Genomic DNA, 22425 nt, shown 5'->3' with positions numbered 1-22425 from the left:
AGGAGAAACCATGCAGCTAACCTTTTATGGTGTCCGAGGTTCAATTCCCACCCCTGGGCGGGATTATGTCAGATACGGCGGTAACACGGCGTGTGTACACCTGAGTCTCGCCGATGGTACAGACATCATCCTTGATGCAGGTACCGGTATTCGCGAACTCGGTAATCTCTTAATAAAAAAGCAAACCCCCATTCATTTATTGTTATCTCACAATCACTGGGACCACATACAGGGCTTTCCATTTTTTGCTCCTATCTACCAGCCAAACAGGGAAATCAACATCACTCCCGGCATGACGACAATGCCGGAGTTCGATCAAATTCTTCAACAAATGCAAGGTTCGGTATTCCCCGTTCCCGCCAGCGCCCTAACATCTCAGATATCAATAAAACCGATCCCCGAATCAATAGACAGTTGGCAAATTGGCGGGGCCACTATCACCCGTCTGGCGATGAATCACCCGGGAAAAGGCAGTGCATACACCATTGAAGCTGATGGTGCTAAAGTTGCCTATATCACGGATAATGAACTCTACCCTCCCTACAAAAAGGAAACCGACTTCCTCACGTTTGTGGAGTTTGCCAGAGATGCAGACGTGATCATCCACGACGCGCAGTACATGTTGTCTGATATGCCTGCCAAATCGGGCTGGGGGCATTCTGTTGCAGAAGAAGCTGTCAAGCTCGCCATGGCGTCAAATGCAAAGCAACTGGCATTGTATAGCCATGACCCGGAAAGAACTGATGATGACATAGACGCTGTGGTAGCTCACTGCAATGAATATACTGCGATAGCGGAATCCAGCGTGTCTGTATTTGCTGCCGCAGAGGGGCAGTCCCTCAAATTCAACTAACAGGTACTCAAGTGACCAAATTCCAGATCCTGACTGTCGGATTGCTTTTCAATGCCTTTTCTTTGCATTCCAACGCCCAGTCGCAAGAAGAAACACCCGTTGTAGAAAGTCAACAGCCCGCTCCTGCGATCCTTAGTTCCCGCGTTGAGGCTGACAAACAAGCGCTGGGTAATTTGTTTTCCATCACTCAATATCATCCCAATTACCTGTTGCCCATCACCTATGTCACTAACCCAAACGCATCGGGCAACCAGGATTTAACGCCAGAAAATGTAGATAACGCAGAAGCCAAATTTCAGCTCAGCGTTAAACTGCCACTGTACTTAAGAGAAAGCTCCGCCGATGGCCTGTACTTTGGCTTTACACTGACATCATTCTGGCAATTGTATAATAGCGAAGTATCGAAGCCCTTCCGAGAAACCAACTACCAGCCGGAAATTTTCTACCAACAAGACGCCGATATCACGTTGTTAGGGTACGATTTTAATGCGTTTCAAATAGGTTTCAACCACATGTCGAATGGTCAAAGTGGTGAGCGTTCCAGAAGCTGGAATAGAATTTACGCCTCAGTCCTATTTAGTGATTACGATGATATCTATTATCTCAAAACCTGGTACCGACTTCCGGAAGATGAAAAAACAGACCCATTGGACCCAACAGGGGATGACAACCCGGATATCAATGATTACTACGGCAGAATGGAGTTTGGATACGGCACTCGTATGGGGCAGTTCAAGTTACTGGCTTTAGTGCGAAACAATCTCAATATCAATAATAACCGGGGGAGTATTCAGTTAGATATCACCTACCCTATTTCCAATCGCTATGAAGTTTTACTCCAGTATTTCAATGGATATGGCGACTCCCTAATTGACTACAACCGAAGTCAGGAGCGCATAGGCTTAGGCTTCCAACTTACCTTTCTTTAAGCTACTACACCTGCGGCCCGAAAAAGCTGCAGGTGTACGTTTACCAATGCGCCAATGTCACGCTGATAACCACCTCCAATCACACAGGCCACGGGTATGCCTTCTCGCTGACACCAATCAAGCACTAATTTATCCCGCTCGTAAACACCCTGGGTGGAAACGTTGAGTAGACCAAGATCATCATCCTCATGCACATCGACACCGGCATCATAGATGACAAAATCTGGTGCACATTGTCTGAATGCCAAAATAAGCGCTTGCTCAAGGGTTTCCAAATACTCCGCATCCGTCGTGCCTTTTTCCAGGCCTATATCTACATCTGACTGCTGTTTGCGATGGGGGAAATTTCTTTCGCAGTGAACAGAAAGCGTAAATATCCGCGCGTCATTCTCTGCCAGCTTGGCCGTTCCATCTCCTTGATGCACATCGCAGTCGATTACCATCACTCTGTCTACGGCGATGCGTTTGAGCATTTGCTGTGCTGCGAAATACAAATCATTGAAAAGACAAAAACCCGATCCAAAATCGCGGAACCCGTGATGATATCCGCCGGTGAGGTTAAGCGCTATGCCATGCTCAGCCGCCAAATGAGCGGTTTGACATGTCCCTCCTACCGCAGTTAAGGAACGCTGAATCAGTTGGGAAGACCAGGGAAAGCCAATGCGTCGCATGGCTTTTTCGTCCAACTGACCATGGCACAGTGCGCGAACATACTGTGGGCAAAACACTTCAGCCAGTTGTTGCTCTGTTACCGCTTTGGGTTGAGAAAATGCGGCAGAAGATACGCCTTTTTTCAGCAGTGCGTCGTAAATTCCCTGGTATTTTTGGATGGGAAACCGGTGCCGTACCGGTAGGTTTAGCTGACTGTAAATAGGATGGAAAACTAATGGCTTCACATTACAACTCCGTGAAAACGCGCATATTGCTTATGATGCCACAAAAATCATTTGTTTGGTTTAGCCTGTTAGTGACGCAACCACTTTTCGAACGTTTGCTGCCATTTGTTTCATGGTATCGGAAATATCTTGTCGCTGTGACAACGCGAGATAGCGTTCTGACGACTTAATCGAGGCGCCCGTCACATCTTCAACCTGTTTTAAAACCAGCGCTTGCTGATCAGCAGCTCTGTTGAGTTCAACCACTACACCCGCCGTTTCCTGGATATCGCAAACCACATCGTTCAAAGTATCTAGCGCAAGAGCTGCCTCCCTGGCATTATCATCTGCCAGTCTCTTTCCCGACTGCATCGCAATGACAGCTCCTTTCGCTTCTGATTCAAAACCAGACAAAATTTCGTTAATTTCACGGGTAGATTGCTGTGTTTTAGCAGCCAGTGCTCTGACTTCATCGGCCACTACCGCAAATCCTCGTCCGTGCTCGCCAGCTCTGGCTGCCTCTATTGCAGCATTTAATGCGAGTAGATTGGTTTGATCCGCGATTTCATTGATGACGTTAACCACTTTGAGTATATTTGCACTTCGACACTGCAAAGCACTAACAATGTCACTGGAAGCATTTACAGTTTCAGCAAGCTGTTTAAATCCATCATTAGCTTTTGTAAAAGTAGAGAAACACGCTTCGACATTACTCTCAGACTTGTTGGTCGCTACGGCCACCTGATCAGTAATAGTAACCAAACTCTGTACGATTTGTCTGAGCTCATCTGTACTGCCGTCTAATAAGCGACTGTTGTTTTGTTGCTCTTGTGCACCAGACAAAATAGCGTGACTTACCTCTTGCAAACGCTGAACCGATTCAACAACCCGGCTCTCGGCATCGGAAAGTAAAGCAACAGAGCTTTTGAGCTTCCTTTGTAGTGCTCGAGCGGAATCTGCCAATACACCTAACTCGTGCCTGCGCTCATAGGACAACGAATAATCATAGCGACTGTTAGCCAAACCTGAAATACAATTAGCAATATGTCTGATAGGATGGATTACTTCTTTTCGCAACCTATAGATAAGGTAATAAACGGAGACAAAGGACAACATTACCGCAGTACCCAGCACACTCCACAGCATACGACGAGTATTGCTTTGCAACATGGCAAACGCGTCAGCGGATTGCCGGGCAATTTCTTCAGCCACCTGCGCCAACAGCACAGCCGGTTCTCTGTCCATTCCCTTTACGTAAGCATCAGCCACCTTTGGATCATACCCGGATTGAACAAAGGCTTCATAACCTTCCCGATACTTAGACGCCATGAGCCTGTGGGCATCTAAAAATCGCTTTATATCCCCTCTTGCCTGGTCGTTTAAACTATCATTGGAAAGTAATTTCTCAAAGCTTAGACGCACGTCAGCTTCCCGTTGCTGAAATCGTTGCCAGTACTTTTCCCTATTGCTCTTATCATGCCCCCTTAAAAGGGTATTTTTCCATTCCTGAACCTGGGTTTTAAAAGTGTTCAGTATGGCGGTAACTTCGCGTTCTGACTGTATTAATGTGTGTTCGAGTTCATCAAAGTGTTGTAACAATGAAAATGATTTATACAGTGACGCGATGTTCAACGCCACAAGTACAAATACGGTGGCCATGACAGGCGTCATTACTAGCCGACTGATACTGGAGTAATTAAACACGGCAAATCCTGAAGACCACGAATTAAGACGAAAGTATTAGAAAATAGGATTATTACAACAACATGACATTCCATTTCCCTTTTTCTCTTTTTGTCGTCATTGTCTTCTCGCTGTGCAATACCGGATACAGCATGCCAAGCTTTGCTGCATGGCATTAATAGCATAGTGTTAACAGGTTAATAACAAAAACAGATTGCTGTAATCGAAATAACCCATTTCCCAAACCGGGGCGCGTAGAGCATATTTCAGAGGCTTGAAGTTACACTACACCACTCGCTAAAGGAAAAATTCATGAAAATACTACTCCTTCCCGTTGTAGCCGCCGTCGCCATGGCTATATCACCGGGAGCCACGTCATCCACCGTGGGTCACGATGCGAACAACGTTGTCGACGAAGCCCCAAAAAGCAATACATTCTGGTGGCCTGAACAACTCGATCTATCACAACTACGGGCACACAGCGTAGAGTCCAACCCCTATGGTGACAATTTTAACTACGCAGACAAGTTTGAAAGCCTGGATTTAAACGCCGTTAAAACTGATATAAGAGAGGTACTGACCTCTTCACAACCCTGGTGGCCGGCAGACTACGGTCATTACGGACCGTTTTTCATTCGCATGGCGTGGCACGCAGCGGGCACATACCGCACTATCGATGGGCGCGGCGGCGCTGGCGGTGGGCAGCAACGCTTTGATCCATTGAACAGTTGGCCTGATAACGCCAATCTCGACAAAGCTCGACGATTGCTCTGGCCAGTTAAGCAAAAATACGGCCGCAGTATTTCCTGGGGAGATCTTATCGCCCTTACCGGCAATGTGGCACTAGAAGACATGGGCTTTACAACCTTTGGTTTTGCCGGTGGTCGGGCAGATGACTGGGAGCCAGACAACGTGTATTGGGGCCCTGAAGAAGAAATGCTCACCGATCAGCGACGCGATGGAAAAGGCAATTTAAAAGGACCATTGGCAGCAGTGGAAATGGGTTTGATTTACGTCAACCCCGTTGGACCTCACGGTAACCCCGACCCGCTGCTGGCAGCAAAAGACATCCGTATGTCCTTTGGCCGAATGGCAATGAACGACGAAGAAATTGTAGCGCTTATTGCAGGTGGCCACACGTTTGGTAAAGCGCACGGTGCGAAAAAAGCGGATTGCCTAGGTAAAGAGCCCGCCGCTGCCGCACTGGAAGATCAAGGTTTAGGCTGGAAAAACAAATGCGGAAAAGGGAACGCTGAAGACACTATGACAAGTGGCCTTGAGGGCGCCTGGACGGTTACACCCACGCAGTGGACAACCAACTATCTAGACAACTTGTTTAGCTTCGAATGGAAACAAACAAAAAGTCCTGCAGGCGCCATTCAGTGGGTCCCAACATCGGACGCAGCAGCCAGTATGGTCCCCGACGCTCATGTCAAAGGCAAGCGCCACGCGCCAATTATGTTTACCACTGACTTAGCGCTGAAGGAAGATCCTGCTTTCAGGGAAATTGCACAGCGATTCCACAACGATCCAAAAGCGTTTGAGTTAGCCTTCGCCAAAGCCTGGTTTAAGTTAAACCACCGCGATCTCGGTCCCAAAGCCCGTTATCTGGGCAACGAAATTCCGGATGAGGACTTAATTTGGCAAGATCCCATCCCTGAGGTAGACCACCCATTGATTTCTGTTGAGCAAGCATCATCCTTGAAAAAAACTATTCTGGATAGCAAGCTCACGGTTCAGGAATTGGTTCGGGTAGCATGGGCAGCGGCAGCCAGTTATCGCGATACAGATATGCGCGGCGGCGTAAATGGTGCACGTATTGCGCTGGCACCTCAAAAAGACTGGAAGATCAATAATCCAAAAGAAGTTCAAAAAGTGCTTTCTGTACTTAAAGACGTTCAACAGGACTTCAATAGCCGCTCTTCTAAGGCCAAAGTATCTTTGGCTGATATGATTGTATTAGGTGGCGCGGCAGCCATCGAAAAAGCCGCTTCTGATGCTGGCGTTAGCATAACCGTTCCGTTTGCACCGGGCAGAGCCGACACCACCCAAGCGATGACAGACATTGACTCATTCGCTGTACTTGAACCAACGGCCGATGCATTCAGAAATTACTATACGCGAAACGCGTATCGTTCACCTGCTGTAATGATGGTTGATCAAGCCGACAAGCTGGCACTGACGGTTCCCGAAATGACAGTTTTACTCGGCGGAATGCGGGCGTTAAATGTCAATGCGGACGGCTCCGCTCACGGTGTCTTAACCACTCAGCCTGGTAAGCTGACCAACGATTTTTTTGTGAACTTGCTTGACATGTCTACACAGTGGAGAAAATCTGACAACAGTATTGGATTGTACGAAGGTGTAGACAGAGCATCAGGAAAAATTCGCTGGACCGCAACACCGGTTGATCTCATCTACGGTTCAAATACAGAACTCCGTGCTGTAGCTGAAGTTTATGGCGCAGCCGATGCGCAAAACAAATTCGTCAACGATTTTGTTACCGCGTGGGTAAAAGTGATGAGAAATGACCGCTTCGATCTGAAGTGATCTAAACAAAGAGAAATAGGGGATTTCGATGTAAGTGAAGTAAAAAAACCCGATAAACGCATTTATCGGGTTTCTTATTTGTTATTTGCCTCTTACTTTTTGCGACGTGCAACAAAAAGACCACCTAAGGCTATGAGCATTAACGAGAAAGAATGTGGTAACGGCACACTGACATCGATATCACCTACTTGTCCAAAACGGATATTATCAATCGCGAAGCCAGCTGGTTCCGCGCCTACCAGATCCAAAAATACACCGGCAATTGAAGCAGTATTGTCATCTGTGGCTAAGCCTAGGAATTCTATTCCAGTTATCGTATTTGCGACGGAACCAATCAGACTACCATCACGGGCGAATGCCGTAATTGCCGTAGAACCCACGGCATCAAAAAAGCCACCGTCAAAACCTACGCCAAATTGATCAGTACTGAACAACACTGCGATACCGCCGTTAAACGTAGGTGTTCCGCTCAATACGGGAGAAGTCGGGTTTGCGCCATCGGAAACGATTGCCGTGTCTGGGGCTGAGGGATCGAGCATCAACGGAGAATCAGGCATACCCACAATACACGCAGTTGCCGATGCTCCAGGACAATCGGTTGCAGGATCAAGACTTAGTGATTGCCCCATAAACCACCCGTCAAAAGACACATCAGGAGCATCCGCAGCACCGCCATAGTCAGCCGCGGTGTAAAATGGATTAACCGTTCCCACCGCAAACTCAGAAAACGTGATTTGACCCGCAGACGCATTAAAGTTAGTTTCGCTTAATGTCACAATACCAGCATTGGCCGTGCCGCATAATAACAAGGTCGATAGTAGTAATCTTTTCATTTTTAAACTCCGTTTAAACCGTGTATGAACTGCTTATTATTTTTCTGCAACCCATTCAAAGCATTAAACAGGCCATGATTTTATTTTATTAATAACAATAACTTAAAAATATAGCGATACAAAAATGTAAACTTTTAAAACACAAAATAAATATCTAGTTTAAAAAAATAACACTTTAGTACTAATAAAATCATTCATCTTTGGAGCAAGCTTAGATTCTACATATCACTGGTTTAACTAATGATGCGCACTAGCCACCACAATGTGTGAATGTGCAGTACAGTGAAAAGCCGAAAGCGCCATTATGAACGTTAGATTCGGCACCGGATTTCCTAATTCAAAACCCAAAAACATGTAACACGTCAATTTCCTGCATGACGCTTTGCCTTACCTAGCCTCCCATTAACCGAAAACGCTTTTAAGTACGGTTGAAATTTCATTTGCCAATCATTATTTTTGCACACGTGTTGGTCTCGCCCAGGTTCAATACATTTTCTTACAGGAGCTTGGGTGAACACTAACCCTTTTTATTGAACTTTCATCATGCGGACGTGGTACCGGCGAGCTAAAATTGATGACTTATGAATAGAATAAATCCTACCTGTGTTAATTCTTTTTGTGTTCCTGCAACACGCTGTAACCTCGTCATTAACACCCAAGCTATTCAGCTGTCTGCAATTCAGTCCTGCCCGCGTCTTACCAAAAGTTCATTCACCGCCCCAACTGGCGTGGGCATGCGAGTGTATTCACAAAAAATGTAAAATGCTAACTTAGGAGAAACTCCATGATTCAGGTAAAACACCTGGAACGTCGTTACGGCAAATTTCGTGCAGTTAACGATGTTAGCTTTAATATCGCGCGTGGCGAAATTGTCGGACTACTGGGTCACAACGGTGCTGGTAAGACCAGTATTATGAAAATGCTTACTGGCTACCTTGAGCCCACCGCTGGCATCATACAAGTTGACGGCCTTGCCATTGGAAAACAAACCAAGGAAATTCAAAAAAAAATGGGATATTTGCCGGAAAATTGTCCGGTATGGCCCGAAATGACTGTCATCGACTACCTCGATTACCAAGCGGCGCTGCATAATATACCTCCAACAAAGCGTACAGCGGCTATTGCCAAAGCCATTGCCCGTACAGCCCTTAAAGATAAGGCCACCGCCCCTATCCAGACACTCTCTCGCGGCTATAGACAGCGCGTAGGTGTGGCCCAGGCAATATTGCATGAGCCTGAAATTGTGATCTTAGATGAGCCCACCAATGGTTTGGATCCCACTCAAATTCGTCACATGCGAACCTTAATACAGGAGTTGGCAAAAACCGCCACGGTAATTGTATCAACCCACATTTTGCAAGAAGTACAGGCCGTATGTGAACGGGTACTAATACTGCGGGGAGGTCGTCTTGTTGTCGATGCGAAACTCGCAGAACTGCAAAAAGAAGATGCCCTATTGCTGACAGTTAGCCAGGATATGAAGCAGAAATTACTTAGCCTTCCCAAGGTGAAAGATGTCACCGTACTGCCTGCACCACCAAAGCGTATTCGCTATCGCGTTGTTGCAGATCCTGACATCTCTCCTGCCATTGCGCGTGCCGTGATTGACGCAGGGCATCAACTATATGAACTGACTGGCGAGCGACATGATCTTGAAACCCTGTTTGCACAGATAAATGAAGAGGTACACCATGGCTAATTTTTCTTCTATTTTCATGCAAATCACCCGCAAAGAATTCCGTAGCTTCTTTTCAACGCCCGCGGCATACCTGTTTTTAGGTGGTTTTGTGGCGGCCACATTATTTGTATTTTTCTGGGTTGAAACATTTTTCGCCCGTAATATTGCCGATGTCAGACCCCTTTTCCAATGGCTGCCACTGTTACTGATCTTTCTTGTGGCGGCCTTGACCATGCGGGCTTGGTCTGAAGAACGCCGAGCTGGCACACTAGAAAGCTTGCTCACCTCACCAGTGTCGCCGCTACAATTAATTTGGGGCAAGTTTGCTGCCACATTAGCCCTTGTGGCCCTGGCCCTCGTTCTTACCCTGCCTTTGCCCATCACAGTATCTCTATTAGGGCCCTTGGATTGGGGGCTGGTTATTGGTGGCTACGTGGCGACCCTATTTTTAGCTGCTGCGTATATCTCTATTGGGCTTTACACCAGTGGCCGTACGGACAACCCTGTGGTCGCCCTTATTTTAACCGCAATGGTATGCGGACTATTCTATTTTATCGGCTCTTCCACACTGACTGACCTCTTCGGTGGACAGATAAGCCAGCTGCTGTCACTTGCGGGCACAGGCAGTCGATTTGAATCCATTACCCGGGGCGTAGTAGATATTCGGGATCTCTACTACTACGTTTCAATAATAGGCATCTTTTTAGCCTTAAACCTGCTTTCTCTGGAGCGTTTTCGCTGGGCAGGCAACCCTATTTGCAAGAAACATCGGCTGTATCAATGGGCTGTAGGGCTCACCATTGCCAATTTCATTGTGGCAAATTGTTGGTTAAATACCATTACTTGGGCCAGGGCGGATATAACCGAAGGACAACAGTATTCATTGTCTGACGCTACAGAAAGTCAACTTGTGTCACTTCAGGAGCCGTTAGTTATCCGCGGCTACTTTTCTGCTAAAACCCATCCATTGCTGGCGCCCTTAGTTCCCCAACTCGAGGACTTATTAAAAGAATATGCGGTTACCAGCGACGGACGTGTTAGCGTTGAGCTTATCGACCCCACACAAGACCGTGAAGCAGAAGAGGAAGCGGCCTCTCGCTTTGGCATTAAACCGGTACCTTTCCAAACGGCTGACCGCTACCAATCCGCTGTTGTCAGTTCGTATTTTGATCTGGTTATCTCCTATGGCGATCAATTTGAGACCTTGGGTTTCCGTGATCTTATCGAGGTAAAATCTCAAACAGGGCAAGATTTAGACGTAGTACTAAAAAACCCTGAATACGCCATTACCCGGGCAATACGTAAAGTTGCAGGTAGCTATCAAGCCGGAGCCAATCCCTTTGCCATGCTGACAAATAACGTCACCTTTAATGGCTATATCTCGCCTAGCAACCAGCTCCCAGAATCCTTGCAAAACCTGCGCAACGATCTTGATTCCCTGCTGGATGAATGGAAAAAACAAGCCGGTGACAAGCTTACCCTCAACTTCGCTGATCCAGGTGCAAATAACGGCGAACTGGCCAGCGAACTTAAGCAAAATTTTGGCTTTAGTCCACAGGTAGCCAGTTTGTTTGATCCCCAGCCTTTCTGGTTCTACATGGTACTGGAGAGTAACAGTGAAACGGTGCAGGTGCCGCTACCGGAAAACCTCGACAAAGCTGCCCTCAAACGGTCTCTGGATAGTGCCTTGCATCGCCTGACACCGGGTATATTAAAAACCGTGTCGGTGGTCAAACCTGTGGCCTATGGACCTAACGCCCAAGGATATAATTCTTTGGAACAAGTGCTTAAAGAAAATGTCCGGGTAAAAGAAGAAGACCTCAGCGATGGTCAGGTCGCCGAAGACAGCGACCTATTGCTGGTGCTTGCGCCCCAGAATTTAAATGACAAACAACGCTTCGCCGTTGATCAGTTTTTAATGCAAGGGGGAAGCGTGGTGCTGATGACCTCCCCCTTTAATGTACAGGCGGCCCAAAGCCTCACCGCCAGCAAACACACCTCGGGATTGGAAGACTGGTTAGCCCATTATGGCGTCAAGATTGATGAAACCATGGTGCTTGACCCACAAAATACCGCCCTTCCGGTACCGGTACAGCGCTATATCGGCGGTCTTCCTATTCAGGAGATCCGCATGCTTCCCTACCCCCACTTCCCGGATTTACGGGGGGACAGTCTTAATGGCGATAACCCTATTACGGCATCCTTGGAGCAACTCACCCTTAACTGGGCATCACCGATTCACATTGATGATGAAAAAAATAAAGATAGGCAGGTTACCAAACTTCTCAGCAGTTCAAAAAACAGCTGGACGTCGGATGATCTCAACCTCATCCCCAACTATGAACGCTATCCCGATTCAGGATTTGCCCCTGCCGATGAACACGATGCCTATCTCCTAGGCGTGGCCATTGAGGGACGTTTTACCTCCTTCTATAAAGATAAGTCCTCGCCACTTCTCAGTAGCGATGAGGAGCCAGACAATGACAAGGAGACAGATAAGTCGGAGCCAGATAAGTCGGAGACAGCAGATGATAAGGAGCCCCCATCGGCCATTGGCAGTGTCATCACGCGGTCGCCCTCTTCTGCCCGACTCACAGTGGTTGCAAGCAATACCTTTGCCTCGGATGCGGCGGTGAGCCTGGTATCGCAAAGTTTAAATACCTACTACACCAAGCCCTTGGATTTTGTACAAAACACCATTGATTGGTCCTTAGAAGACCGGGGATTACTTGCCCTTAGAGGACAAACCCAACTCGCCCGCACCCTGCTCCCCATGTCACCGGATGAACAACGTTGGTGGGAGTGGGCTAACTATGGACTGGCCATACTGGCTCTCATCCTAATTTGGGCATGGCGTCATAGTGTCGCGGCGGCAGATAGCCGTAAATACAATGCAATTTTGGCGGAGGTAAAGTAAATGAAGAACACCGTTAATTTGCTCGTTGCCTTGCTGGTTGTTCAGCTCATTCTGGTTGCGGGCATAGGTCTGACCAAGCGAGATGTCACAGCAAAAGCCGATCCCGTTGCTTTTGTTCAATTTGAACAAGACAGCATCGATGATATTGTTTTAGAAGGCGCTGATGAAGATGAAAAAGTCCATTTGCGTAAACAGGATAACCAGTGGGTACTGCCCCAACTGGATAATTTTCCAGCGAATAAAACAAAAATCACTGAGCTATTGAATAAATTGGCAACAGTGCAGGTCACCCGTCCGGTAGCCACCAGTACCAGCGCCCAGGAACGCTTTGAAGTGTCTGACAATAAATTTGAACGACGCATTACCTTGGCATCGAAGGGTGAGAACCTGGCACGGATCTATTTAGGAACCTCTCCGAGTATGCGAATTATTCATGCGAGGGAAGAAAAGAGTGATGATATTCATACCATCGAGATGGCTTCTTATGAGGTATCCGTTGATAAAACCGGTTGGGAAGATAAATCACTCCTTAACATCGATAAATCTTCCATTGCCCAAATTGCCGTTAATGGCTTAACGGTGCAACCTGTAGCCAGTGACAACGACAACAAGGATGACCCATCCAGCGATGCCACTCCTTCCACTCGTTGGGAGGGCGTGGATCTCGCCGATGGCACCTACCTCGATAGTGATGCGGTGAATAACCTGGCCGATACCCTTGCCAGTATCCAATACGAAAGCGTCATGGGTACAGAGGATAAGCCAGAATACAAACTCTCAGAACCCGTGCTGTCCATTCGTGTCACCACCCAAACCGATGACACCATCACCTATCAAATAGGAAAACAGGATACCGGTGGCTACATACTTAAAAGCTCTTTACGCCCTGAGTATTTCAAACTGGCCAACTATCGGGCAACGGCGTTAATTGACGACGCCAAACTTGAAACCCTAACGCCAGATAAACAAAAAGAGGAGGCTCCTCAGGACACGCAGCAAACTGAAGATGAACAGTAATTAACCTTTTTTACTAATATGACATACTGGCTTCACCCTGAAGCCAGTATGTTATTATTTTAGCCCTAACAATACCGGTTCTACGTTCCTGCCTACCCTACGGCCGTGGTAACCACCTCCACGTTGTCCCCCTAGTCATTCCCTTAAAATACAGTGCCATTGAACAAGTCTTAAGGCTTGCAGAAAACAAAATGATACGATAATGTTGTTACTAACAACATAAGTCAGTAGCACCCAAATGGACACAAAACTCAAGCGCGCAGAAGCGCTTTACGAAACCGTTAATCAGCTGATCCGCGTACACCAATTTCGCGATCGTGAAAGCATATGCTGCCATAACGTGTCGGTGGCTCAGTGCTACGCCCTGGAAACCTTGGTAAAACGTGGCCCCTTAAGGCTAAAAGCCTTAGCGGAAGAAATGTGCCTAGATAAGAGCACCACAAGCCGTGTGGTTGATGCCTTACTTCGTAAAGGTTATGTGCAAAAGACCTTAGATCCCCATGATCAACGCGCAGTTCAGCTATCGCTCACCAACGAAGGCCAGGCACTCTATGCAACCATACGCAAAAGCCTGATTGCAGAAGAGGCATCAATGATCGCAGATATTCCTGATGATGTGGTGGATGCCGCCCTTGCATTGCTGAACAAATTAACTGTGGCAGCCCGCGCCCGACTCGGCGCGTAAGCTATTTTTTTAACCATATAGTTGTTACCAACAACATCCTGGAGGACTATTTATGTCATGTAATGTGGAAAACTTGCCCATCGCTGTCATCGGTGCCGGCCCCATCGGGCTTAGCGCCGCGGTGAACTTACTCGACGCGGGGCTAACCCCCATTGTGTTTGAATCCGGTGACTGTGCCGGTTCCAACATTGCAAACTGGGCTCATGTGCGCATGTTTTCGCCTTGGGCATACAATATGGATCCTACCGCGATATCGTTACTTAAAGAAACGGGCTGGACCGAACCGGCGCTCACCGATTTTCCAACGGGAAGGGAATTGCTTGATCGCTATGTGCTTCCTTTGGCATCCCATGAAAAGATTGCGCCACACCTGCATTTAAATACCCGTGTTGACAACATCAGCCGCCAATATCACGATGTTTTGCGCAACGACGGACGGGAAGACGCCGCCTTCGTGGTCCGAGTTTCCAATGCTGACGGTGAGCGCGACATCCTTGTTCGGGCCATCATTGATGCATCGGGTACCTATCAGACTCCCAATTGGCTTGGCGCCCATGGTATTCCCGCTATCGGCGAGCTTGCGGCTTCCTCATCAATTAGTTACGGGGTACCGAATATTCTGGGTGCTCGTCGTGAGCAATTTGCAGGCAAAACCGTACTGGTCATCGGTGGCGGCCATTCGGCCTATAACGCATTGCAAGATCTTGTCAAACTGTCTGAACAAGCACAAGACACACGTATTTTATGGGGGATCCGTCAAGCAACTGTGGATAATATCGTGCGCTCTCCAAAAAACGATGAGCTACAAGAACGCAGAAGGCTCGAAGTGCATATTCAAACACTATTGGAAGAGGGTAAAATCGAAGTATTTACCCATATCGCCATCGAAAAAATTCAAAGTGATAATGGCAAACTGGTGGTACACAGCCATTCAAAGGCGTTGCCCCCAGTAGATGAAATCATTGCCGCCACTGGATTTCGCCCCAACCTTGCGTTACTAAGTGAGCTGCGCATCGCCATTGATCCTGCCACACAAAGTCCGGTTAACCTCGGCCCCCTGATTGATCCCAACCTGCACACTTGTGGCTCTGTGCCTGAGCATGGCGTAGCTGAGCTTTCTCACCCTGAGTCTGGACTTTATGTTGTTGGTATTAAAAGCTATGGCCGGGCACCCACGTTTCTGCTGAAAACCGGCTATAAACAGGTTAAGTCAGTCACGTCATTATTAGCGAATCAGGGTGACATCGAGTCGGCGGTTGCGAATAGTCCGTTGTCTTGTGATGCACGTGTCCCTGGTTCGTGTTGCTCAAAATAAGCCTCTGCCCCTCTAATCAGCAGGTTTTGAATGACCTTAAGGGTTAATGAGGGGCGGTTTCTTTTATCGAATAGGGTGAAGGCATGACAGTTTTTATTCAACGTCATCCATTATTCGTTGTCGTGCTAGCTCAGCTATGTGGCACGTCCCTTTGGTTCTCCATCAATGGCGTGGGCTTGGCCCTCATTGCCGATGTGGGGCTAAGTGAAAAAGATCTGGGATGGCTAACCCTTACCGTCCAAGCAGGGTTCATTATTGGTACACTCTTTATTGCCACCACAGGGTTGGCGGACCGAATGCGTGCCAGCCGTATTTTTGCCCTTTCCTGCCTAGCCGGCGCGCTGGCAAATGCCGGCTTTGTCATTGTGGCAGCCCACCTGCCCTTGGCGTTGTTATTACGGTTTCTTACCGGTTTGTGCCTCGCTGGCATCTACCCACTTGGCATGAAGTTAGTGATTGGCTGGATACCTAAATATGTGGGCGCCGCACTGGCATGGCTAGTGGGCATGTTAACCCTAGGCACTGCCCTGCCTCATCTGCTGCGTGGCGCCACCCTCGCGTTACCTTGGCAATGGACACTACTGAGCGCGTCGCTGTTAGCATTGCTGGGTGGCGCGGCTATTTTCGTTCTCGGTGATGGCCCCCATTTACCCCCCTCTAGTGGTAAGGCACGATTACAAGACGGGCTCGTGGCCTTACGGGAACCCCGTTTTCGCGCTGTGGCAATGGGCTACTTTGGTCACAGTTGGGAGTTGTATGCATTGTGGACCCTAGTGCCCTTTATGGTGGCCCGGGAAATAGGGCGACTACACACACAAGGTTTCTCTGCGTCATTAGTGGCCTTTACTATCATCGCTCTGGGTTTGATGGGTTGTATAGGCGGCGGAGCGCTGAGCCGACCATTAGGAAGTCTATTCGTGGCGCGCCTGGCCCTTGGCTGTTCCGGGCTTATTTGTCTGCTTTACCCCCTGGTTGCCTTTTTGTCCCCCACGGTGATGCTCGTTTTACTCGCTTTGTGGGGCCTGACCGTCATTGCCGATTCGCCGCAATTTTCAGCCCTGGCCGCAGAAACCGCCCCCAAAGAACGCATCGGCTCAACCTTGGCCATGTTAAATGCCATCGGCTTTGCGCTCACCATTCCATCCATCGCATTAACCACTGCGCTGTGGCAATGGCAAGGATTGTGGGTGGTCTGGTGGTTACTCCCCGGCCCAGTGATAGGGCTTTGGGCAATGCGCAAACTTAGCCGACAATAAAAAATGCCAGTCACAAAACTGACTGGCATTGTATTTTTTAAAAAGCGGATTAGCTATTTACAACTAGCTCTACTCCCACTCAATGGTGGCCGGTGGCTTACCGGAAATATCATATACCACCCGGGAAATACCGTCGATTTCATTGATAATACGGTTAGATACTTTACCCAAGAAATCATAAGGCAGGTGGGCCCAATGGGCGGTCATAAAGTCGATGGTTTCAACGGCACGTAAGGAAACCACCCAATCGTATTTACGGGCATCCCCCATCACACCGACTGAACGCACCGGCAAGAATACGGTGAAGGCCTGGCTCACTTTGTGGTAAAGATCGGCATTGTGCAGCTCTTCAATGAAGATGGCATCGGCGCGACGGAGTAAATCACAATACTCTTTTTTGATTTCGCCCAATACCCGCACCCCTAAACCCGGGCCAGGGAACGGATGACGGTACAACATATCGTAGGGCAAACCCAACTCTAAACCGATTTTGCGAACTTCGTCTTTAAACAGTTCCCGCAAGGGTTCAACTAGCCCCATCTTCATGTCTTCCGGCAAGCCCCCCACATTGTGGTGAGATTTAATCACATGGGCTTTACCGGTGGCGGAACCGGCAGACTCAATCACATCAGGGTAAATAGTCCCTTGGGCCAACCACTTGGCATTGGATAATTTTGACGCTTCTTCGTCGAATACCGCGACAAATTCATTACCAATGATTTTACGTTTTTTCTCGGGATCTTCTTCTCCTGCCAAACGGGCTAGGAAGCGCTCTTCGGCATCGATCTTAATGATATTTAAACCAAAATGATCACCGAACATATCCATGACTTGCTGGCCTTCATTTAAGCGCAGCAGACCATTATCCACAAACACACAGGTTAGCTTATCACCAATGGCGCGATGAATAAGCATGGCGACCACAGAGGAATCCACACCGCCAGACAGTCCTAAAATCACTTCATCATCGCCCACTTTCTCTTTAATGCGGGCAATGGCATCTTCGATGATGGCATCGGCGGTCCAGAGTTTTTCACAACCACACACATCCATGACGAACTGACGTAAAATTCGCATTCCCTGACGAGTATGGGTAACTTCCGGATGGAACTGCACGCCGTAAAAACGTTTTTCAGGATTATGCATAGCCGCGTGAGGGCAGGAAGGCGTTTGGGCAATGGTCTCAAAACCAGCGGGAATTTGAGCCACTTTATCACCATGACTCATCCATACATCCAGTAACCCATTGCCATTGTCGCCAATGTGATCCTCGATGGTCTCTAACAGCGGGCTTGATTTAATCACCTCGACCTGGGCATAACCAAATTCACGCTTATTAGAGCCTTGCACGCTACCGCCGAGTTGTTCAGCCATGGTTTGCATGCCATAACATACCCCCAGAACTGGCACGCCTGCGGCAAAGACGTATTCTGGCGCACGGGGCGAATTCAATTCAGTAACCGACTCCGGTCCACCAGACAAAATAATACCGTCTGGGTTGAATTCCCGAATTTGTTCTTCTGTGACATCCCAGGCCCACAGCTCACAATAAACGCCAATTTCACGTACTCGACGTGCAATTAATTGTGTGTATTGAGAGCCAAAATCCAATATAAGTATGCGCTGGCTGTGAATATTCGTGGTCATGTTTTTACCCGTAAAATAAAACAGAAAGGCTGGTAGAAATACCAGCCTAAACAAACTACTAATTTATCGGCGATTAGCCCAAGCGGTAGTTGGGCGCTTCCTTAGTAATGCTAACGTCGTGCACGTGAGATTCCCCCATACCCGCAGAGGTTACCCGCACAAACTGTGCTTTAGTATTTAACGTGGGAATATCGGCACAACCAGTAAGACCCATTGCAGAACGAAGACCGCCCATTTGCTGGTGGATAATGGTTGCAATTGGCCCTTTGTAAGCCACCCGGCCTTCGATGCCTTCGGGCACCAGTTTTTCCGCATTGTCCGACGCCTGGAAATAGCGATCAGACGAACCGTGACGCTGATTCATGGCCCCAAGGGAGCCCATACCACGATAGGACTTATAATATCTGCCCTGATATAGCTCAACCTCACCTGGTGCTTCTTCGGTACCTGCCAGCATGCTGCCGACCATGACACAACTTGCACCAGCGGCTAACGCTTTAGCAATATCACCAGAAAAACGAATACCGCCATCAGCAATAACCGGAATACCAGTACCTTCCAGGGCATCCACAGCATCTGCAATGGCCGTGATCTGCGGCACACCACAACCGGTAACAATGCGCGTAGTACAAATAGACCCCGGACCAATACCCACTTTAACACCATCAACGCCGGCATCAGCGAGGGCTTTTGCCCCATCAGCCGTTGCCACATTCCCGGCGATAATCTGTAAATCAGGATAAGCGCCACGAATTCGGGAAACCTGGTCAATAACCCCTTGCGAATGACCATGGGAAGTATCAATTAATAGTACATCTACACCCGCATCAACCAAGCCTGCAATGCGTTCGTCTGTACCGGCTCCAACACCCACCGCTGCACCTACGCGCAAACGGCCCAGAGAATCTTTACACGCATTGGGTTTGTTTTCAGCTTTCTGAAAGTCTTTTACGGTGATCAAGCCTTTGAGCTTGAAACCATCGTCGACGACAAGAATTTTTTCAATGCGATTAGCATGCATCAGATCCAGCACTTCGTCGGGGTTAGCCCCTTCTTTTACCGTAACGAGTTTCTCTTTTGGCGTCATCACCTGGCTCACCGGTAAATCAAGGCGGTTTTGAAAGCGCATATCCCGGCCAGTTACGATTCCAATCAGGTTGTTATCTTTGTCAATTACGGGAAAGCCGGAATATCCCAGATTTTTACTCATCGTCAAAACTTCACCAATGGCGGTTGTTTGTTCAACTGTCACTGGATCGGAAACCACACCTGATTCGTATTTTTTCACTTCACGAACGTGCTTTGCCTGCTCCGCGGGCTCCATGTTTTTGTGAATAAAGCCAATGCCGCCTTCCTGAGCAAGGGCGATCGCCAGACGCGCTTCCGTTACCGTATCCATCGACGCAGATACCATAGGGATATTCAGCGACACGCCACGAGTCAGTTTAGTCTGGAGGTTTGCTGTATGAGGGAGGACTGTAGAGTGCCCGGGTACCAGCAATACATCATCAAAGGTAAGAGCTTCTTGAATGATTCTGAGCATGCAATAACACCTGAATAAGTGGATAGTTAATTGCGGCGCAATTGTAGTGTTTTTTCATAATCAGGTAAACTCTAATCGTATTAAACCTGAATATTTTTTATCTATGATTTTCAACACTCCGTCGTCATCCCGTCAAATTTTGACGGTTACCAAGCTGAATCGCCTGGCAAGAACCGTACTTGAAGGTGAAATCGGGCTTATTTGGCTATCAGCCGAAATATCTAATTTTGTCTGTGCCGCATCCGGACACTGGTATTTCACGCTAAAAGACAATAAAGCCCAAGTAAAGGCGGCCATGTTTAAAAACACGAACCGCTACTGTAAGCAACGGCCCAAAGAAGGAGATAAAGTGCTTGTTCGCGCCTCTGTCGGTCTTTACGAGCCTCGCGGAGACTATCAACTGGTAGCAGAACACCTTGAGCCCGATGGCGAAGGGCACCTGAAACAAGCATTTGAAGCATTAAAGTCGAAACTACAGCGCGACGGTTTATTCGACGCCGACGCCAAACGTCCCCTACCCTTGGTAATCAAGCGCATAGGCGTAATCACATCACCTTCCGGCGCAGCCCTTCACGACGTACTCACCGTATTAAAAAGACGAAGTCCATCTACCGAAGTAATTGTGTATCCTACAATGGTACAGGGCGAACAGGCGCATTTTCATATCATTAAAGCACTTGAAACCGCCTATCGTCGCAATGAAGTTGATGTGATACTACTCACCCGGGGCGGGGGGGCACTGGAGGACCTGTGGTGCTTTAACAATGAAAGCCTGGCTCACTGTATCTCTGCTTCGCCGATACCGGTTGTCAGCGCGGTGGGTCACGAAGTTGACGTAACCATTGCCGATTTTGTCGCCGACGTGCGCGCCCCAACCCCCTCAGCTGGCGCGGAATTACTGAGTCAGGACTGGGAAAGCCAGCAAATTACATGCCGCGACAAAGAAAAACAATTGATTCGAGCGTGGATGCAACAATTACGCGAACACAAACACAAAATGCTCTTATTGTGTGCTCGCCTTAAAGCTGTACACCCATCTAGAAAACTGGAACACCAGGCGCAAACGTTAGATCGACTTGCACTCTCTTTGACCCACGCAATGACAGCGCGCTTGTCTCAGGAACGGCGTACACTCAGCCAGTGGCAAAACAAGCTGGAGCAAATGACACCCGTAAACCGCATCTTACGGGCAAAAGATCGCCAAGCTTCGTTACAAAAGGCACTAAATCGCGCGTGTTTGCAAACACTCAAAGACAAACAGCGCGCACTCGCCAGCGCCGCTGGCGTGCTTCACAGCGTCAGCCCACTAAGCACACTGAGCCGAGGATATTCTATCTCAATGGTGAACAATATCCCCCTTACTCACTCCGGAAATGTCAATACCGGCGATATTTTAGAAACCCGGCTAGCAGAAGGTGCGATTACCAGTAAAGTTATCTCTGTTGATACAAAAAGCTAAAATAAAAATTGCAAAGTGGCTTGAGCAACGCCGACGCTTGGGTCACACTACGCCCTCTATCATCACAGGATGTACCGTGAATAAGGTGTGTATTGTGCTGCTGTCTGCCTTTTTTTACGGTTGTCAGCACGTTCCGTCTCCTCAGCCAGCTAATGAATCATTTCTCCCTGAATACAGGGTGATGGCGCCTATCTCTCTTTATGGCACCTACCCCAGCGAGACGCTGCAACGCATGTGCCACCAGGCTCACGTAAACGGTGCGGCATGCGTGGAAGATGCGTTAAGCGGCAACTTGTTTGTCACCACCTTGCAGCAACGCGGGTGGTTTGAGAACGTATTTCCCGCGTCCAGTGAAGCAGATTATGAACTTCTTATAGCCTCATTGGGCACAGCGCCATCTTCAGAGGACAAACAAACAACGCATCCCGAGCCTTTGAATGGTATCGCAAGCACACGGTATTTCACCGAACTTACCATTCAGTGGCGGGGCGTTGAAATTGACAGCGCCATATTTACCTCCACAGAGGCTCACAATAAAGACAAGCCTGCGATTGTCAACGATGTACTAGAGCACTGGTGGTTACAAGTCGTTGCCAAAGAGGTCTTCTCGGCGGCGTATCTGTTTGAGAAGCTTGGGGCCAGTAACTACCTGTCTGAAATGTCAGTCCCTGAGTATATTGATAATTTCACCCGCTTGGATACACAACTGTATCCCGACCCGTTTAAAGGGGTGATTACCCGCTATGTACACCCCGAATACGATGACGCACTGCTGGACGTGACAGTGGCACCTGTATTAAACCTTAATACTGGAAGTAAAGCGGTTCGTTTGCAGCAGGCTCTGCAGATGAACCTCAATGAAGCCAGACAAATGGCAGAAGCGCAATCAATGACACTATATATTGATGAACCGGTTGCGGCATTTGATACCCCCGGCAGTGATGGTAGTGTATATGAAGGCTATCGCATGGCAGTTCATGCCATCCTGGCTGAGGCCGAACCCATTTACGCCACGACCTATGCATTTGAAATGAAAGACAAGCTGGTGACCATCTCAACCACCTTTCCTCCCAGGGTGGCAGACAGACTCGTTGCCCTTGCTTTGCCGCAAATCACGGTACCAGGGCCATCCCCCCTGATGGAAAGCATTCGCCGCATCCAGGCAGAGGCTGACAACCCGTAAAG

16 protein-coding genes are annotated in these 22425 nt (G+C 48.3%); 11 read left to right on the top strand and 5 right to left on the bottom strand.

Going from position 1 to position 22425, the window contains the following annotated elements:
- The first annotated feature begins 10 nt into the window (after positions 1 to 10).
- Both KO518_RS08350 and KO518_RS08345 read left to right on the top strand, forming a co-directional pair.
- Positions 11 to 853 (top strand): MBL fold metallo-hydrolase, encoded by an 843-nt coding sequence (locus KO518_RS08350; protein ID WP_216025355.1) that lies wholly within the window; start codon positions 11 to 13, stop codon positions 851 to 853.
- A gap of 11 nt (positions 854 to 864) precedes the next feature.
- Positions 865 to 1782, top strand: a complete 918-nt coding sequence (locus tag KO518_RS08345) for a phospholipase A (protein WP_371742273.1) — start codon at positions 865 to 867, stop codon at positions 1780 to 1782.
- On the opposite strand, the gene KO518_RS08340 is transcribed toward KO518_RS08345, so the two are convergent.
- Together KO518_RS08340 and KO518_RS08335 are read right to left on the bottom strand one after the other, a co-directional pair.
- Positions 1779 to 2678 carry a histone deacetylase gene (locus KO518_RS08340; RefSeq protein ID WP_216025354.1) on the bottom strand — a complete coding sequence of 300 codons (900 nt, stop codon included), beginning with the start codon at positions 2676 to 2678 and terminating at the stop codon, positions 1779 to 1781. The two genes, KO518_RS08345 and KO518_RS08340, sit on opposite strands and share 4 nt — an antisense overlap.
- 60 nt (positions 2679 to 2738) lie before the next feature.
- A complete protein-coding gene (locus tag KO518_RS08335; protein WP_216025353.1) occupies positions 2739 to 4361 on the bottom strand; it encodes a methyl-accepting chemotaxis protein in 1623 nt (540 codons plus the stop codon).
- A 291-nt stretch (positions 4362 to 4652) separates the two neighbouring features.
- Between KO518_RS08335 and katG the strand changes: the two genes are divergently transcribed.
- Positions 4653 to 6890: a catalase/peroxidase HPI gene (katG, locus tag KO518_RS08330; protein ID WP_216025352.1), complete on the top strand. Its 2238-nt coding sequence runs from the start codon at positions 4653 to 4655 to the stop codon at positions 6888 to 6890.
- A gap of 92 nt (positions 6891 to 6982) precedes the next feature.
- Here katG and KO518_RS08325 read toward each other — a convergent pair whose 3' ends face one another.
- Positions 6983 to 7723, bottom strand: coding sequence for a PEP-CTERM sorting domain-containing protein (locus tag KO518_RS08325; RefSeq protein ID WP_216025351.1), 741 nt, complete (start codon positions 7721 to 7723; stop codon positions 6983 to 6985).
- A gap of 784 nt (positions 7724 to 8507) precedes the next feature.
- Between KO518_RS08325 and KO518_RS08320 the strand changes: the two genes are divergently transcribed.
- The 6 genes from KO518_RS08320 (at position 8508) to KO518_RS08295 (ending at position 16591) form a co-directional block, all read left to right on the top strand.
- The gene (locus KO518_RS08320) at positions 8508 to 9422 is read left to right on the top strand and encodes an ABC transporter ATP-binding protein (protein WP_216025350.1); all 915 of its coding nucleotides are present in this window, start codon (positions 8508 to 8510) and stop codon (positions 9420 to 9422) included.
- On the top strand, positions 9415 to 12318 hold the full coding sequence (locus tag KO518_RS08315; RefSeq protein ID WP_252736019.1) for a Gldg family protein: 2904 nt from the start codon (positions 9415 to 9417) through the stop codon (positions 12316 to 12318). The genes KO518_RS08320 and KO518_RS08315 overlap by 8 nt, the downstream gene beginning before the upstream one ends.
- Positions 12319 to 13335, top strand: a complete 1017-nt coding sequence (locus KO518_RS08310; protein ID WP_216025349.1) for a DUF4340 domain-containing protein — start codon at positions 12319 to 12321, stop codon at positions 13333 to 13335. It begins immediately after the preceding gene.
- A gap of 238 nt (positions 13336 to 13573) precedes the next feature.
- Complete coding sequence (locus KO518_RS08305) at positions 13574 to 14020, top strand: MarR family winged helix-turn-helix transcriptional regulator (RefSeq protein WP_216025348.1); 447 nt, start codon at positions 13574 to 13576, stop codon at positions 14018 to 14020.
- Positions 14021 to 14072: 52 nt separating this feature from the next.
- Positions 14073 to 15335: an NAD(P)-binding domain-containing protein gene (locus KO518_RS08300; RefSeq protein WP_216025347.1), complete on the top strand. Its 1263-nt coding sequence runs from the start codon at positions 14073 to 14075 to the stop codon at positions 15333 to 15335.
- Between the two features lie 83 nt (positions 15336 to 15418).
- Positions 15419 to 16591, top strand: a complete 1173-nt coding sequence (locus KO518_RS08295; protein WP_216025346.1) for an MFS transporter — start codon at positions 15419 to 15421, stop codon at positions 16589 to 16591.
- A 69-nt stretch (positions 16592 to 16660) separates the two neighbouring features.
- Here KO518_RS08295 and guaA read toward each other — a convergent pair whose 3' ends face one another.
- Both guaA and guaB read right to left on the bottom strand, forming a co-directional pair.
- Positions 16661 to 18238, bottom strand: a complete 1578-nt coding sequence (guaA, locus tag KO518_RS08290) for a glutamine-hydrolyzing GMP synthase (protein ID WP_216025345.1) — start codon at positions 18236 to 18238, stop codon at positions 16661 to 16663.
- A 73-nt stretch (positions 18239 to 18311) separates the two neighbouring features.
- Positions 18312 to 19781: an IMP dehydrogenase gene (gene guaB / locus KO518_RS08285; RefSeq protein WP_216025344.1), complete on the bottom strand. Its 1470-nt coding sequence runs from the start codon at positions 19779 to 19781 to the stop codon at positions 18312 to 18314.
- A gap of 103 nt (positions 19782 to 19884) precedes the next feature.
- Here guaB and xseA point away from each other — a divergent pair, with 103 nt between their 5' ends.
- The gene (gene xseA / locus KO518_RS08280; RefSeq protein ID WP_216025343.1) at positions 19885 to 21240 is read left to right on the top strand and encodes an exodeoxyribonuclease VII large subunit; all 1356 of its coding nucleotides are present in this window, start codon (positions 19885 to 19887) and stop codon (positions 21238 to 21240) included.
- A gap of 76 nt (positions 21241 to 21316) precedes the next feature.
- The gene (locus tag KO518_RS08275) at positions 21317 to 22423 is read left to right on the top strand and encodes a hypothetical protein (protein ID WP_216025342.1); all 1107 of its coding nucleotides are present in this window, start codon (positions 21317 to 21319) and stop codon (positions 22421 to 22423) included.
- The last annotated feature ends 2 nt before the right edge of the window (positions 22424 to 22425 follow it).

The organism is Aestuariibacter sp. A3R04 (assembly GCF_018860805.1).
Lineage (GTDB): Bacteria > Pseudomonadota > Gammaproteobacteria > Enterobacterales > Alteromonadaceae > Alteromonas.
The sequence above is the reverse complement of the archived record's forward strand: the minus strand, read 5'-3'. Positions and strand labels throughout refer to the sequence as shown.

Excerpts from the sequence above, each read along its gene's own strand:
- KO518_RS08350 (WP_216025355.1), top strand. The coding sequence starts at position 11 with ATGCAGCTAACCTTTTATGGTGTCCGAGGTTCAATTCCCACCCCTGGG.
- katG (WP_216025352.1), top strand. The coding sequence starts at position 4,653 with ATGAAAATACTACTCCTTCCCGTTGTAGCCGCCGTCGCCATGGCTATA.
- KO518_RS08325 (WP_216025351.1), bottom strand. The coding sequence starts at position 7,723 with ATGAAAAGATTACTACTATCGACCTTGTTATTATGCGGCACGGCCAAT.
- KO518_RS08320 (WP_216025350.1), top strand. The coding sequence starts at position 8,508 with ATGATTCAGGTAAAACACCTGGAACGTCGTTACGGCAAATTTCGTGCA.
- KO518_RS08315 (WP_252736019.1), top strand. The coding sequence starts at position 9,415 with ATGGCTAATTTTTCTTCTATTTTCATGCAAATCACCCGCAAAGAATTC.
- KO518_RS08310 (WP_216025349.1), top strand. The coding sequence starts at position 12,319 with ATGAAGAACACCGTTAATTTGCTCGTTGCCTTGCTGGTTGTTCAGCTC.
- KO518_RS08305 (WP_216025348.1), top strand. The coding sequence starts at position 13,574 with ATGGACACAAAACTCAAGCGCGCAGAAGCGCTTTACGAAACCGTTAAT.
- KO518_RS08300 (WP_216025347.1), top strand. The coding sequence starts at position 14,073 with ATGTCATGTAATGTGGAAAACTTGCCCATCGCTGTCATCGGTGCCGGC.
- KO518_RS08295 (WP_216025346.1), top strand. The coding sequence starts at position 15,419 with ATGACAGTTTTTATTCAACGTCATCCATTATTCGTTGTCGTGCTAGCT.
- guaA (WP_216025345.1), bottom strand. The coding sequence starts at position 18,238 with ATGACCACGAATATTCACAGCCAGCGCATACTTATATTGGATTTTGGC.
- guaB (WP_216025344.1), bottom strand. The coding sequence starts at position 19,781 with ATGCTCAGAATCATTCAAGAAGCTCTTACCTTTGATGATGTATTGCTG.
- xseA (WP_216025343.1), top strand. The coding sequence starts at position 19,885 with ATGATTTTCAACACTCCGTCGTCATCCCGTCAAATTTTGACGGTTACC.